The 15,546-nt window shown below is 41.5% G+C and carries 7 protein-coding genes and 8 tRNA genes; all 15 read left to right on the top strand.

Annotated elements, in window-relative coordinates; all coding sequences use genetic code 11:
- Positions 1–25: 25 nt before the first annotated feature.
- The 15 genes from G631_RS0107405 (at position 26) to G631_RS0107330 (ending at position 15,534) form a co-directional block, all read left to right on the top strand.
- Positions 26–1,141 carry an HD domain-containing phosphohydrolase gene (locus tag G631_RS0107405; protein WP_026488907.1) on the top strand — a complete coding sequence of 372 codons (1,116 nt, stop codon included), beginning with the start codon at positions 26–28 and terminating at the stop codon, positions 1,139–1,141.
- 60 nt (positions 1,142–1,201) lie between these two features.
- Positions 1,202–1,275, top strand: a tRNA-Arg gene (locus tag G631_RS0107400).
- 346 nt (positions 1,276–1,621) lie between these two features.
- A complete protein-coding gene (locus tag G631_RS20140; RefSeq protein WP_051196991.1) occupies positions 1,622–9,544 on the top strand; it encodes a pectinesterase family protein in 7,923 nt (2,640 codons plus the stop codon).
- Between the two features lie 112 nt (positions 9,545–9,656).
- On the top strand, positions 9,657–10,805 hold the full coding sequence (locus tag G631_RS0107385) for a THUMP domain-containing class I SAM-dependent RNA methyltransferase (RefSeq protein ID WP_026488906.1): 1,149 nt from the start codon (positions 9,657–9,659) through the stop codon (positions 10,803–10,805).
- A 6-nt stretch (positions 10,806–10,811) separates the two neighbouring features.
- Complete coding sequence (locus G631_RS0107380; protein WP_081671279.1) at positions 10,812–11,858, top strand: N-acetylmuramoyl-L-alanine amidase; 1,047 nt, start codon at positions 10,812–10,814, stop codon at positions 11,856–11,858.
- Entirely contained in the window at positions 11,855–12,472 is a 618-nt protein-coding gene (gene rdgB / locus G631_RS0107375) for an RdgB/HAM1 family non-canonical purine NTP pyrophosphatase (protein ID WP_026488904.1), read from the top strand. Before G631_RS0107380 ends, rdgB begins: the two co-directional genes overlap by 4 nt.
- 44 nt (positions 12,473–12,516) lie before the next feature.
- Positions 12,517–12,999, top strand: coding sequence for a metallophosphoesterase (locus G631_RS0107370; RefSeq protein WP_026488903.1), 483 nt, complete (start codon positions 12,517–12,519; stop codon positions 12,997–12,999).
- Between the two features lie 99 nt (positions 13,000–13,098).
- Positions 13,099–13,173: transfer RNA gene (locus tag G631_RS0107365), tRNA-Pro, on the top strand.
- Between the two features lie 18 nt (positions 13,174–13,191).
- A tRNA-Gly gene (locus G631_RS0107360) sits at positions 13,192–13,262 on the top strand.
- Between the two features lie 30 nt (positions 13,263–13,292).
- A tRNA-Arg gene (locus G631_RS0107355) sits at positions 13,293–13,366 on the top strand.
- A gap of 100 nt (positions 13,367–13,466) precedes the next feature.
- Positions 13,467–13,540 (top strand) — tRNA-His (locus tag G631_RS0107350).
- A gap of 114 nt (positions 13,541–13,654) precedes the next feature.
- A tRNA-Gln gene (locus G631_RS0107345) sits at positions 13,655–13,726 on the top strand.
- A gap of 50 nt (positions 13,727–13,776) precedes the next feature.
- Positions 13,777–13,849 (top strand) — tRNA-Lys (locus tag G631_RS0107340).
- Positions 13,850–13,908: 59 nt separating this feature from the next.
- Positions 13,909–13,988: transfer RNA gene (locus G631_RS0107335), tRNA-Leu, on the top strand.
- Between the two features lie 148 nt (positions 13,989–14,136).
- Complete coding sequence (locus G631_RS0107330) at positions 14,137–15,534, top strand: MATE family efflux transporter (RefSeq protein ID WP_026488902.1); 1,398 nt, start codon at positions 14,137–14,139, stop codon at positions 15,532–15,534.
- Positions 15,535–15,546 lie beyond the last annotated feature (12 nt).

The following is a 15,546-nucleotide window of genomic DNA, read 5'->3' as shown; positions in this document are numbered from 1 at the left end:
GATTGGCTATAGACAGGAGGATCACATGGCAGATCGTTCGATTCTAGTTGTTGATGACAATGAGATCAACAGAGGAATTCTAGGCGAGATTTTCAAGGATCAATACAATATCCTTGAGGCAGGCAACGGTATCGAGGCTATGAAGTCGATTGAAGAGAATGAAGAAAAGCTTGCGGCTATTCTTCTTGATATTGTTATGCCTGAAATGGACGGCTATGAGGTCCTTGAGGCTATGCGCAAAAAGGATAACTTAAATGATTCTATCCCTGTTCTGATGATCACAGCTGATACCTCCACGGAAGCGGAGCGTACCAGCTATCAGAAAGGGGCAGCTGATGTAATACATAAGCCTTTTGACCCTGTTATTGTGGATAAAAGAGTTTCACGTACTGTGGAGCTTTTTGACAGCAAAAACAACCTTGAAGTTCAGGTTGATGATCAGACCAGGGTATTAAAGAAACAGTTTGCATATCTTAAAAAGCAGGAGGAAAGGCTTAAAAACAGTAACGAAAGAGTTATTGATACCATCGCGACTATTGTAGAATTCAGAAGTATGGAGACTATTTATCATCTAAAGAGGATAAAAGGCTTTGTACGTACACTTGCTCTTACAGCCATGAACAATTACCCTGAGCTTGGGCTGAATCCACATCTTATCGATGTTATAACCCAGGCGTCAGCAATGCATGATATTGGAAAGATATCTGTACCGGATTCTATTCTCTTAAAGCCGGGGCGCCTCACAAGCGAAGAGTTTGAGGTTATGAAGTCCCATACAACAAGGGGAAGCGAAGTCATTGAGAGCCTAAGGGATGTTCAGGACAAGGAATATTTTGAAATATGCCTTGATATATGCAGGCATCATCATGAAAGATACGATGGCGGAGGATATCCCGATGGCTTAAAGGGAGATGAAAATTCTATCGCTGCACAGCTTACAGCTATTTCTGACGCTTATGATGCTCTTGTCAGCGACAGAGTATACAAATCTGCTTATCCTGTAGACAGGGCTTTTGAGATGATAAAAAATGGTGAGTGCGGCGTGTTCTCACCTAAGATCCTGGCATGCTTTGAATTTGCAAGGCCAGACCTTGAAAGGCTTGTGGCTGAGACTAAGGCTGCAGAAAATGCAGAAAATTAAAAAATATGTTGACAAAGAAACTGCTCGTGCATATAATATATTTTGTTGCTAAAGCGACATGTGCGTGTAGCTCAGCTGGATAGAGCGTCTGGCTACGGACCAGAAGGTCGTGGGTTCGAATCCTGTCACGCACACTTGAGCATTCAGATTATTGATCTGGGTGCTCTTTTTTTTATTCTTTTTTAATATTTTTCTGTTATCTGACAATTCTTTTTATTTCCATGAAACCGCATACATTGATTTAGGGTAAAAAATGCCTTGTTTGACAAGGGACGAAAAAGTAGACGCGTTAGTGCAATATATACAAAAACCACCCATGAAACTTTGTTTACTTTTAAGCAATATAAATGAAATAAACTTACGTTTCTCTCTTGTTTTCGTCAATGTGAATATGCTAAGATTAAGTCACATTTCATATAGGAATGTAAGCGGTTACATTATTAAAAAAGTGTAAACTTACGTTTTGTTGGGAGGAAAAATATGATCAGAAAGACGAAATGGCACAAGGTAAGTGCCAAAGTCATTGCGTCAGCATTGGCGGCGGCTACGGGGCTTTCATCTTTCTCGGGCATTGCACCTGGAAGTGTTGTATATGCTGAGACGGATGAAGAGAAGGAAGCAACTTATGAAACAAGTGCTTCTTCTGAAAAGAGCAGTGATGGGGCAAAGGCTTCTTCAACAGAGAGCTCTTTAGATGAGAGCGATGAAGGAGCTTCAGAGAACTCATCTGAGGTTTCAGATGCTTCTTCAGATTCAGCTGCACTTGATGACAGCAAGGAAGCAGAAGAGACAGACGAAAAGTCAGATCAGGAAGAACTTGCTAACAAACTTGCAACTTCTGATTCTGAGGACACTACCGCAGACAGGAACTTTGATAATTCCAAGACTGATGTTTGGGATTTTGGAGCCGAGGATCTTGGAAGCAACTACAATAACAGACTGGATGTAGCTACAATCAACAGCTTTTATTCAGTAGAGGCTGGGACAAAGGGTGTTAATATTGCATCTTTCTCAGTTGATAATGGAGACTTTGTTTTTGAGGATGGCGGATATTCTACAACTCACAGACTTAGAACTACCAATCTTGCACTTACTCACTATGATGAGAAGTCTCTCAAGGATAGTGATGGAAATGTTTATTCCGGATATATCTATTCCAATAAAGGTTCAACAGATGCTGTTTATGTAGCTCTTGAATGTCAGGCAGACGACACCATTACTGCATATGTAGCAAGTAACGGAACAGATTCTGAAGTTCATTTTAGAAACGTGGAAGATGCTTCTGATGACGCCTTTTTTGTTCATAAGAATGGTGGAAGTACAGTAACAAAGATGGTCTTCTATCCAGCAAATACAGCACAGTACAAGCTTTTTTCAGCAAGTGAGAAGCTGGTACTTGCCAGAGTTCTTAGAGAGCATGCCAAGTATTCAGATCTTACTGGCGAAGTAGAAGGATTTGAAGGCACAGGCTCTTTTGACATCGTATTTACAAACAAGGCTAATGGCAATGTTGTTAAGGCAACAGTTGCTGATGGCAAATATACAGCTAGGCTTGCACAGGGCTTTGACTATGAGCTCAGCCTTGAAGGTGCAGATGAATATGTTATTACTTCTGATAAAACTGTCAATATAAGTGAAGATACACAGAAAGATATATCTGTGGAGGGAATATCTCTTGTTGATGTAACTGGTAAGATTACAGGCATTGACGAGGATGAACTGGCAGATTTTGTGGCAGCAGCAGACTTTTCTTTTGTTCCACAGGATGAGAATTCTGTATTTGTTCCACAGATCAAGCTTTCTCTTGTAGAAGATGCTATCGAGTATGAAGTAAGACTTCAGAAGAGCGTAGAGTACGCAGTATCTGTAGAAGATAAAGAAGGTACAGCTTTTGTCGAGAATTACGATCTTCTTACAACAAAGCTTACTGCAGAAAGTGACAAAGAGACTGCAATTGAGTTTGAGGCGAAGCCTGTGTACGATGTGACGATCGTTCCATCAGGGGCTACCAAGGCAGATCTTTCAGAGGCAGTTTTCACATTCACAAGACTGGATACTGAAAATGATTTTGCTAAAGACGGATATGTATATGAGTTTACTGGCACAGAGGGTATAGCTCTTAGAAATGGTCAGTACAAGGTTGAGGTTTCCAACTCAGGAGCATATGTACAGAAGCTCACAAGCGACCTTGTAGTAGACGGCGCAGCTGTTAGCAAGGGAATTGCCTTCTCTTCTGATATAACAGAGTGGGATTTCGCAGATGCTTCTTTTGTTTCTAAGTTTGCAAATGCTACTGAAGGAACTTATAACGGTCTTTCATGGACAAACGGAAGATCTCATAACGGTGTGTATCTGTATAGTGGAGCTGGCACAATTTCCGTTCCTGTAAAGGGAGATTGCCAGATTCAGGTAACTGGTAATTATCAGTACTCCTACTACTTTGAAAATGAGAACGAAGCATCAGTTGGTGTAAAGACTGGAACAACTTCAAGTAATGAGACATATACCTATGACTATAAGGGCGGAGCAGGATATGTAGATATCACTGTTCTGGGTTCATCTTATCTGACCAAAATAGCAGCTGTATATCAGACAGAGTACAAGTCAGAGCTTACAGTTGGCGCAGATAAAGAGTATAAGACAATTGGCGATGCACTTGCAGCTGTTCGTCTTATGGATAGAAAAGATGGCGAGCGAGTAACGATCAAGGTTCAGCCAGGCAACTATGAAGAAATGCTTGTTATTGATGTTCCTAATGTAACTCTTGAAAATGCAAGCAATTCACCATCAAATGCACTTACAAATTCTGGTGTGGATATCGATGAGAATGCAGTTCGTGTGACTTGGTACTATGGCCATGGCTACACATACTACAGCATGAATAGTTCTTACAAGTATGATGCAGAGGCTCTTGCAGCTAATAAGGCTAATGGATATACAGAGGTTATTAACCCTGGTTCAGGTACTGCTACATACTGGAATGCTTCAGTAGTAGTTGATGCTGCAGGATTTGAAGCAAAGAACATTATCTTCGAGAACTCTTTTAACCAGTACATGTCTGAGAAGGCAGCAGAGGATGTTATCGTTCCTCAGTCTGGTGCCAAAGAGGGAACAGTAAAAAGAGCTTCTATGAAGGCCTTTGATACAACTGTTCAGGATAAAAAATATGTAGAAAGAGCAGCAGCACTGGCACTTACAAAGTCAGCTACAGAGATCTATTTTGAGAACTGCCGCATTATTGGCCGTCAGGATACACTTTACGGTGCAGACAATGCTACAGCAGCTTTCTACAACTGCGCAGTATATGGCGGAACAGATTATATCTTTGGCGGAATGACAGCAGTGTTTGCAAAGTGTGATCTTGTTCTTAATACAAGCGAAGATAAAAATGATGTGGCTTATATAACAGCTGCACAGCAGGCATCAAGTGCTCAGCGCGGATATCTTATGTATAACTGCACAGTTAAGAGCACAACACCAGGTGTAGATACAGCATCCAAGTATGTATCCAAGCCAGGTCAGTTTGGAAGACCATGGAAGGCAAATACATCAGAGGTAGTATTCTTTGATACAGTTGTTGAGGCTACAAACTGGAAGGATGGAGCCTATGATGAAAATGCCAAGACTTCACTTATCCAGCCAGCTGGTTGGAACACATCTCTTAGTGGAGAGTCGGCAAGAAACGTTGAGTATGGCACCTATGAAGTTTCTGGTGAGAACAACAGCGCAAATCGTGTGACATGGGTACAGCAGCCACAGACTGCAGTCCTTGCAGATGGAACAGCTATTTCAGTAGCAGCTTTCCTTGGAGACTGGGATCCATTTACAGCAAACGGCAAGGATATGTCAATCAAATTCCCAGATGGAAGCTCACAGGATGAGCCTGCAGCACCAACTCCTTCTGAAGGACCAGTTTCTCAGACTACAGAGTTTGTATTTGAATCAAGTTCACTTGAGCCATTCGCAGCTGGAGCAAAGGCTGATGGAGATACACAGAAGGCTGGCACAGAGGATTACTTCACACTTATTTACAGTGCTAAGTCAAAGGTAGATTCCAGTAGCAAGACATGGGAAGATGATTATACATCTGCTCAGAGAGTAAACTTTGGTGGCGTTGCTTCTACAGAGAAGAATGCGATCAAGTTTACAACACAGAACGCAGCAACCATTAAGGTATGGTGGGCACAGGGCGGAGATGACAGCCGTCAGATCACTGTTCTTGACAAGACTGGAGCAGCAGTTGCTACTACACAGGGAACATGGACCAAGAATTCACCATATATTTCAACTCTCAGAGTTGAGGAAGCTGGAACTTACTTCCTTGGTAACAGCGTAAACAATAACTACATCTTCAAGGTTGTAGTAACTGAGGATGTTGTAGCAGAGCCTGTAACATATGTGCTTGAGACAGCGCAGATGGCAACATTTTCTGCTGGAGCAAAGGCTGATGGAGAAGCAGAAAAGACTGGAACAGATGACTTCTTTACAATTATCTATTCAGCTAAGACTAAGGTAGATACCAGCAGCAAGACCTGGGATGATGGCTATACATCAGGAGTCAGGATCAACTGGGGTGGAGCCGGCTCTACCGAAAAGAATGCAGTTAAATTTACTACATCAAGCGATAATGCAACAGTAAAAGTTTGGTGGGTTTGCGGTGGCGACAACCGTCCTATGGCAATTCTTGATGCCTCCGGAGCAGAGGTATCAAATTCCGGTGATGGCGCAGTCAAGAATAGCCTTTATATCTCAAGCTTTGAACTTGAAAAGGCTGGAACTTACTATCTTATTCCTTCAGGCGGATCTAACTATTTCTTCAAGGCTGAGGTTACAGATGGAGCAGCAGCTGTTGTAGAAGAAAGAGCTGACTGGAGCAGTGTTGCAGCACCCGTTGTTTCAGAAGTTAAGCTTAACTCTTCTGATGCTGGCAAAATCGATGTTACTGTACAGGGTGCAGTTGGATTTGATGGTGGTGACAGTCTTGTTATCACAATGTTTGACGCTGAAGGAAATGAGATTTCTTCCGTAAATTCAATTGCAGAAGGAACTTCCTTCACAAAGAGCTTTGTGCCAACAAAGACAGGCCAGTATACATTCAAGGCTGTTCTTTCCAGAGATGATGAAGAAGAGATTAAGGAGTCCGTTATGACAGATGCTTTCTCATTTATTCTTCCTCTTGCAACACCAGCATTTAAAAATGCAGTAAATAAGGGAAATGGAACAGTTGTAGTTAAGTTCTATTCAGTTCCAGAAGCAACATCTTATTCGCTTCTTGCTACAGATAAGACAGACTCTGCATCTTTGGACAAGGCAACTGTTACTCCAGAGGCAGCAGTTGACAATGATACAACAGAATATTCTTATACATTTACAAATCTGAACATTGGCCATGAATATGAGATATCACTGGTGGCTAATCGCGGCGATGATGTTTCAAAAGCAGCTATTCTTTCTGTGGATATCACAGAAGAAAGTGAGCGCGAGTGGGTATTTGCAGCATTTGGTTCAGGAGTATCCAAGGGATCACATACAGGATATTCAGTAAATGATGATGGATCAGTGACTGTATGGAACACAGGTAATAAGGGCAAGATTGTACCAGCTTCTACAGATGGCCTTGCTTTCTATTACACACCAGTTCCAGCTGGCAAGAACTTTACTCTTACAGCTACAGCTACAATTGATACATGGGCATTTACTAATGGCCAGGAAGGCTTTGGCCTTATGGCTGCAGACAGAGTTGGGGTAAATGGTAACAGCGCAACCTTCTGGAACAATTCCTACATGGCATCTGGAACAAAGGTTGAGTACTACTATGATGCTGACAAACAGGATGCAACAGAAGATGTTACACCAGATAAGATCACAATGAAGCTTGGACTTGGCGCTCAGGAGAAGGTAGGTGCTACAACTGAGAATCTTCCACTTCTTGAGGCCGGCGATACAGCAACTATAAATGAGGCATTTTCTTCTCATATGTATCCTCTTGAAATTAGCTGTGGACCACAGGGAACAGGCACATACAACCTGTTTGCAAAAGAGACAGCTGGAACAGCAAAGGGTACAATTGAGAATCCGATCACAACTGTAACTCTTCGTATCCAGAAGAATAACACAGGCTTCTTTGTAAGTTATCTTGATGAGAACGGCAATGTACTCAGAACAAAGAAGTTCTATGATACAGAAGCTCTTAGTGCTATAGATTCTGATAATATTTATGTTGGTTTCTTTGCATCAAGAACATTTAAGGCAACATTCAGCAATATTGAGCTTACAGTAATTGATCCTTCTGAGGATGCTCCTGCAGAAGAAAAGCCAGTTACATATGTAGCTCCAAACTACCAGATTGTTTCAGCTACATATTCAAATACTGCTAAGTATGAGCTTCAGTATTCAGGAAACGCAGACGGAATCCTTACTGTAAAGGATGCGTCTGGTAAAGCACTTATTGATGCTCAGGAAGTAAAAGCTGGCGTGGTAACAAGCGTAGTAACCAAGCTTACAAAGGGCGATAATGCATTTACAGTTACATTTACTCCAAATGCTGATTTCCTTCCTGACAATGATGATCATAAGAGACTTTCATCCTATGAGACAGCTGAGTTTGAGCATGTAGTAAGATATGCAACTGTTAATGATGATGAAAAGATCTATGTAACACCTGCTGGTAAGGCAGATGCACAAGGAACAGAGGCTGATCCTGTAGATATTTATACAGCTGTTAAGTATGCTCAGCCTGGCCAGACAATTGTTGTGGCAGCAGGCACATATAGTCTTAAGAGCACAGTTAAGGTTGAGAGAGGAATCGATGGAACACCTTCAAAGCCAATCAAACTTATAGCTGATGGTGGAAGAGCAGTATTTGACTTTAACAACGCTTGCGCAGGATTTATCTTTGCTGGTGATTACTGGCATGTAAAGGGAATTGACTGTACAAAGTCTGGTAATTCCCTTAAGGGTATCCAGGTATCTGGTAGTCATATAACACTTGAAGATATCCGTGCCTACGAAAATGGTAATACTGGTATTCAGATCAGCAGATATCTTTCAACAGATGCTAGAGATGAATGGCCTAGCTACGATCTTATCCTTAACTGCACTTCCTATAGCAATGCAGATGCAGGTTACGAAGATGCAGACGGATTTGCTGCAAAGCTTACCTGCGGTGATGGAATTGTATTTGACGGATGTATCTCTTACAACAATGCTGATGACGGATGGGATCTTTTTGCCAAGGTTGAATCAGGTCCTATCGGACAGGTTACAATTAAGAACTGTGTAGCCTTTGCTAATGGATACGGTGTTGATGGTAAGGATGAAGGAAATGGTAACGGATTTAAGATGGGCGGATCTAGCATTTCTGGTCCTCATAAGCTCATCAATTCAGTAGCATGGGGAAATAAGGCTAAGGGTATTGATTCAAACTCTGGCCCTGATATCCAGGTATTTAACTCAATGTCATTTAATAATGGCAGCAACAATGTAGCTCTTTATACTAATGACACAGCAAATACAAACTACTATGTTGACGGTGTTCTTTCATATCGTACTACTGGAACAGGCACAAATGAGAACATCAAGGCTAAGGGAACACAGGATAAGAACAATATCTATGGCAAGCTTAACTTCTTCTGGAATGATGGCGAGAGTGCTAACTCAGAAGGACTCAAGGTTTCCGATGACTGGTTCGCATCACTGGAAGCGCCTTATGCTAACGCTTCAGATCCATATGCAGTTGCAGCTTCACTTAGAACATCTGATGGCAGAATATCTCTTGGAGATTTCTTAAAGCTCACAGATACAGGTGTATCCGCTCTTACAGCAGCTGGAATTGATGCTGTTGATGTAGTTGCTTCTCTTAACGGAAGTTATGAGGCTGTTAAGGATGAAAGAGATATTGCTGGATCTTCAGAAGATGCTGCTGGAGATGCGGAAGAGGAAGAACCAGTAGAACCTGAAATAAAGGGCAATTTTGTTACAAAGTGGGGCAAGACAACCTTTGTTACAGAAGATGGTCAGACTCTTACAGGACTTAACAAAATTAATGGAAATCTCTACTTCTTTAAGGCAAATGGCTCAATGGTCAAGAGCGACTATGTAACTGTAGATGAGTATACATATTACATGGATGCAGAAGGCAGGGCTGTTACAGGATTTATGACAAAGTGGAGCAACAGATACTACTTTGATGAGAACTACCATCAGGTTAAGAATAGCTTCTTTGATGTTGATGGTTATACCTACTATGCAAAAGCAAATGGTGGAATCGTTAGACAGGATTGGATCACAGTTGGTGATAACAAGTATTATGCTAAGGGTGATTACACACTTGCCAAGAACGAAACTATCACAAAATGGGGCAAGAAATATACATTTGATGAGAATGGTATTCTTGTAAAATAAAAAAGTTTACTACTCTGAGGAGCTCGCTATAATAGCGGGCTCCTTTTTATGATATAATGACCTTGTTTGTAAAAGAGTGAACAAATAATTTTTTAATTGAAAGAAAGAGTATATGAAGAAAATGGAACTTATAGCTCCTTGCCATTTTGGCCTGGAAGCGGTACTAAAAAAAGAAATTATTGACCTTGGATATGATGTTGTGGAGTCAGTGGATGGCAGAATCACCTTTGAAGGAGATGCTGATGCTGTATGCCGCGCCAATATCTGCCTTAGGACTGCAGAGAGAATTCTGATCAAGGTAGGAAGTTTCCACGCAGAATCCTTTGAGGAATTATTCCAGGGAGTCAAGGCGCTTCCGTGGGAGGAGTTTATTCCAGAGAGAGGTAAATTCTGGGTTAAAAAGGCCTCTAGTGTAAAGAGTAAGCTCTTTAGCCCATCAGACATACAATCAATAGTTAAAAAGGCCATAGTGGAGCGAATGAAACAGAGTTATCATACTGACTGGTTCAAAGAGGATGCGGAAAGCTATCCTATCAGGGTTTTTCTCATGAAAGATGAAGTAACAGTTGCTCTTGATACCACAGGAGATTCTCTTCACAAAAGAGGCTACAGAAAGCTGGAATCCAAGGCACCTATAGCAGAGAATCTGGCAGCTGCGCTTATCATGCTGACACCTTGGCATGGAGACAGGATTTTGGTAGATCCATTCTGCGGTAGTGGAACTATTCCTATTGAGGCAGCAATGATGGCAGCAAATATAGCTCCTGGTATGAACAGACATTTTACTGCTGAGAGCTGGACACATATCATTACACCTCAGAACTGGACCGATGTCAGAGACGAGGCCAGAGATGAGATAGATACTAGTGTAGAAACAGATATTCAGGGATATGACCTTGATCCTGAGATGGTTGAAATAGCCCGCATCAATGCCAAAAAAGCCGGTGTTGAGAATATGATCCATTTTCAGGCAAGAGATATTGCAGATTTAAGTCATAGGAAGAAATATGGCTTTATAATAACTAATCCTCCTTATGGTGAGCGTATTGGCGACCAGAAGGAATTACCAGCCCTTTATAAGACAATTGGAGCAAGGTATAAAGAACTTGATGCCTGGTCAATGTATCTTATAACCGGATTTGAGCAGGCTGAGAAATACATCGGCAAGAAGGCTGACAAGAATCGTAAGATCTACAACGGTATGATAAAGACTTACTTTTATCAGTTTATGGGACCCAAGCCCCCTAAGAGAAATGGATGATTGATTATGAATAATGCAGGAATGAAGAAGTTTTTTTACCAGACATCTGTCTTCACGGGGGTCTGCATGATCATGATGCTTCAAAGGGCAGCCACCAAGCATATCCTGATAACTGATGCTGCTGGGAAGGAGATAGACAGAAGCTTTAGCGAGGAATCTTTTAATCTCCTTATCAGTAGTGAGGTTTCCAATGGTCAATCAGGGAAATTAACTATCCCACTTCCAAAGAGCGTGAGCTCTGATGATATTATTCTGGAAGACAGATATATTGATCACGAACTTCTGATATACATAGATGGGCGTGAAGAAGGATTTTATCTGGATAATGCGGTGTTGACGGATCTGGATATCATAGAGAGTGCTGTGTGCATTTCGGAGAATGACTCAGGAAGTGTGTGCCTTGACTTTAAACTAGATGGACTATATGCTAACGAGAGTTCTTTGACGGAGTCTAGTACTATTGAGGTGAGCTTTTTTAAGCCCTATGACAAATATGACAACATTGTTGTGGTTGACCCTGTGGCGCCTGATACAGTGGTAGAACGTGACTCTGCAGATCCTTTGGAAAAAGATATAGCGCTTGATGTAGCTCTTTTGCTAAAGGGAGAGGCTGAAAAGGCTGACGATCGCAGTACTAAGTTTTATTATACGAGACTTTCATCAGGAGAGGTTTCACCTGAAAGGGTCAGTGAACTGATAGATGAGACTGAGGCGGATCTTGTACTGCGGATTGGAACAGAAAGCTATGAGAATCATCAGGATGGGGTAAGGTCTTACTATAATGGTGAGTTCTTTTTGAGAGGATTTAATAATGCTGAATTTGCGGGACTTATGGCAGCATCCTGCGCTTCAAAAGCTGGGGCAGATGTGGTAGGTGTCTATGAAACAAATGATGATATTTTATCCTATAGCCAGGTTCCATCTGCAAGGGTATCAGTGGGAAGTCTTGGAGGAACACAAGACCAGGAGAGATTATCTGATAAGTCATACAAACATAAACTTGCAGAAGGGCTCTATCAGGGCATAATGCAGGGATTTGAGGAGATAAAATGAGAATAGTATTTGCAACTGGTAATAAAGGTAAACTCAAGGAAATACACAAGATTCTAGGAGATCTTGGGATGGAAATCTTGTCTATGGCAGATGCCGGAGTGACTGATGATATAGAAGAAAATGGATCAACATTTTCTGAGAATTCGATGATCAAGGCAAGATCAGTAGCGAGGAGCTTAAAGGCTCTCAACCCGCAGGATGACAGCATTGTCCTTGCTGATGATTCGGGGCTTGAAGTTGATTATTTAAATGGAGAACCAGGAATATATTCAGCCAGATATATGGGCAAGGATACATCTTATGATATAAAAAATCAGGCTATAATAGACAAACTTGATGGGGTGGCAGAACAGCAGCGTACAGCAAGATTCGTATGCGCGATTTCTGCTGTTTTTCCTGATGGCAGGGAGTTTGGAACGCTTGGTAAGATGGAGGGCCATATAGCTCATGAAATAGCTGGATGTAATGGTTTTGGATATGACCCTATATTTTTCCTGCCTGAATATGGCAAGACAAGTGCTGAGATCACAGAGGATGAAAAAAATGCCATCAGCCATAGGGGTAAGGCCCTTAGGGAAATGGAAAAGGTCCTTAGAAGAGAAATTCAGGGCTGATCATTGGCTAAAAAATGGCGTAAAGAAAGGTTTTGTTTGGAAGTATGCATAAGTATCTAGTTGTAAGTGATACTCACGGAAGAGATCAGAATTTTTATGATGTTCTTGATATAGAAGAGCCATTGGATGGAATAATACACTGTGGCGATTTTGAGGGCTCTGAGGGAAAATTTGCTCTGGCAGTAGGTTGCCCTGTGTATTTTGTATCAGGCAATAATGACTTTTTCTCTGACCTTCAGAGAGAGTTGGAATTTGAACTTGATGGTCATACATTTTTTGTAACCCATGGTCATAATTATTTTGTAAGTATGGATCTTGAGAGTATAAAGAGTGAAGGAATATCAAGAGGAGCAGATATTATTATCTTTGGTCACACACATAAACCAGTTGCAAAAAATGTTGATGGTGTATATCTGTTTAATCCAGGTAGCTTATCTTATCCGAGACAAGAAGGACGAAAACCCAGTTATTTAGTGCTTTCCATCCAGGATGATGGTGAATTATCTTATGAAATAAAGTACTTATAATTACGAAAAAAAACTTGTAAAAATAGTGTTGACATTTGCTTCAAAATCATTATATAATACTTCTTGCGTTACGGCTTAAGGCAATAACGAAAAACGAATCGGGGTGTGGCTCAGCTTGGCTAGAGCACCTGCTTTGGGAGCAGGGGGTCGCAGGTTCGAATCCTGTCACCCCGACTTACGTAACGCACATCTGCGGGTGTAGTTCAATGGTAGAACACCAGCCTTCCAAGCTGGATACGTGGGTTCGATTCCCATCACCCGCTTTGGATATATTTTATCCAACACTTCAACGTGTGTCCGTAGCTCAGCTGGATAGAGCAACGGCCTTCTAAGCCGTGGGTCGGGGGTTCGAATCCCTTCGGGCACACTTATTTTTTTGAGCAGAGTACTGACCTTGGTCTGTACGAGCCAAGGGTAGATACAGACAATGGTTAATGTCTGAGTGATCTTCCCAGTCCGTTAATATGGTGGCTATAGCGTAGTTGGTTAACGCGCCAGATTGTGGTTCTGGAGATCGAGGGTTCGAGTCCCTCTAGCCACCCTTTAAGAGAATCTCCGATTTATGTCGGAGCATTTTTCTTGAATATGCTTTCAACTTGGCATACAATTATTATGTAGAAGCTCCAGCTGAATGTGGCTTAAGCTCTTACAATCTTGGGCTATCGCCAAGCGGTAAGGCACAGCACTTTGACTGCTGCATACGACGGTTCGAATCCGGCTAGCCCAGCTAGATGCGATGGATTGTTATAGTGTCGCAGCGAAGATACAAGATTATATGGGATACTAGCTCAGGTGGTAGAGCACTTGACTTTTAATCAAGTTGTCGGGGGTTCGAATCCCCCGTGTCTCATTGTTAATCCCTAGACTTCGTTTGAAGAGTAGGGATTTTTATTTTATAATTTTCACTATGCGGATATGGCGGAATTGGCAGACGCGCTGGATTTAGGTTCCAGTGGGCGACCGTGCAGGTTCAAGTCCTGTTATCCGCAGGATTAGAGGGTGTTTCATGTTTATACATGAAGCACCTTTTGCTTTTTACTTTTAATTTACAAAAAATTATTTTACAAATCATGTATCATGTATATAGGTGATAAATGATTTCTTTGAAACATAAGGTTAGAAACAGGTGCGGAAACAATGTTTGGAATAAAAAAGGCTACATCAGATAACATAATAACTGAAGGCTCCATTTGGAAGGGCATGATCTCATATTTCTGGGCTCTTCTTTTGGGAGCTTTTTTTCAGCAGTTTTATAACACCGTAGATGCTGTTATTGTGGGTAAGGCTGTTGGAAGTGAAGGACTTGCTGCTGTTGGCGGATCTGCCGCAATGGTAGTCAATCTTTTTGTGGGCTTTTTTATGGGGCTTTCTTCTGGAGCAACTGTAGTAATTGCGCAGTTCTATGGCGCTGGCAGGAAGGAAGAGGTTAAAAAGGCCGTGCACACAGCAATTGCCATGGCTATCTCTGGTGGCATTCTGATAACCATAATAGGCCTTATAACCTCGTCATGGGTTATTGATATTATGAAGACGCCTCCAGAGGTAATAGAGGCCTCTACGGCTTATTTGAGGATATACTTTATTGGAATGGTTGCTAACCTCGTTTATAATATGGGAGCTGGTATCCTTAGGGCGGTAGGTGACTCTCAAAGACCGCTTATAGTTCTGATAATCAGCTGTTTTGTTAATATCTTTTTAGATATATTCTTTGTCATAGGCCTTGGACTTGGCAAAATGGGAATTACTGAGGGTGTTATTGGTGTGGCTATAGCAACAGTAATGTGCCAGGTACTTAGCGCCATTATTGTGGTATATATGCTTGCAAAGAGTAATGATTCATTTAAACTTTACATAACAAAGATAGGAATAGACAAGGGGATGCTCTTAAGGATCATCAGTATTGGCTTTCCTGCAGGAATCCAGACTACAATGTATACTCTTTCCAATATGCTTATTCAGGCTTCTATTAATAGTTTTGGAAAAGATACCACGGCGGCCTGGGCAGCTTATGGTAAAATTGATGTTCTGTTTTGGATGACTATTAGTTCTCTTGGAACCGCGGTTACTACCTTTGCTGGGCAGAATTACGGCGCTGGCAAGTATGACAGGGTGAGAAGTAGTACAAGACAGGCCTTTGCAATTGCAGCAATAATAACAATTCCACTTAGTATTGTTTTATATTTCTTTGGAAAGGGCTTTTTATACATATTTGTGGATGATATGTCTGTAATCAATATTGGTATTCAGATGATAAAATTCCTGGCCCCATTTTATGTGACTTATGTGGGAGTTGAGATTTTTTCTGGAGTTTTGCGTGGTATGGGATCCGCTCTGGTTCCTATGCTGATTACTCTAAGCGGAATCTGTCTTCTGAGGGTTGTATGGATCCTGGTGGCCTTTCCATATAACAGAACAATTGAGATGGTGGAGACTAGTTACCCGATTACATGGATAACAACTTCGATTCTATTTTTCTTTTATTATATCTACTATGTGAGAAAGCATAAAATAAGCGGTGCAGCCAGTGAGAGATGATCATGCAGAATA

Origin of the sequence: Butyrivibrio sp. XBB1001, from assembly GCF_000424505.1 — a bacterium.
In the GTDB taxonomy this organism is placed as follows: Bacteria; Bacillota; Clostridia; order Lachnospirales; family Lachnospiraceae; genus Butyrivibrio.
This window is presented reverse-complemented; position numbering and strand designations above follow the sequence as displayed.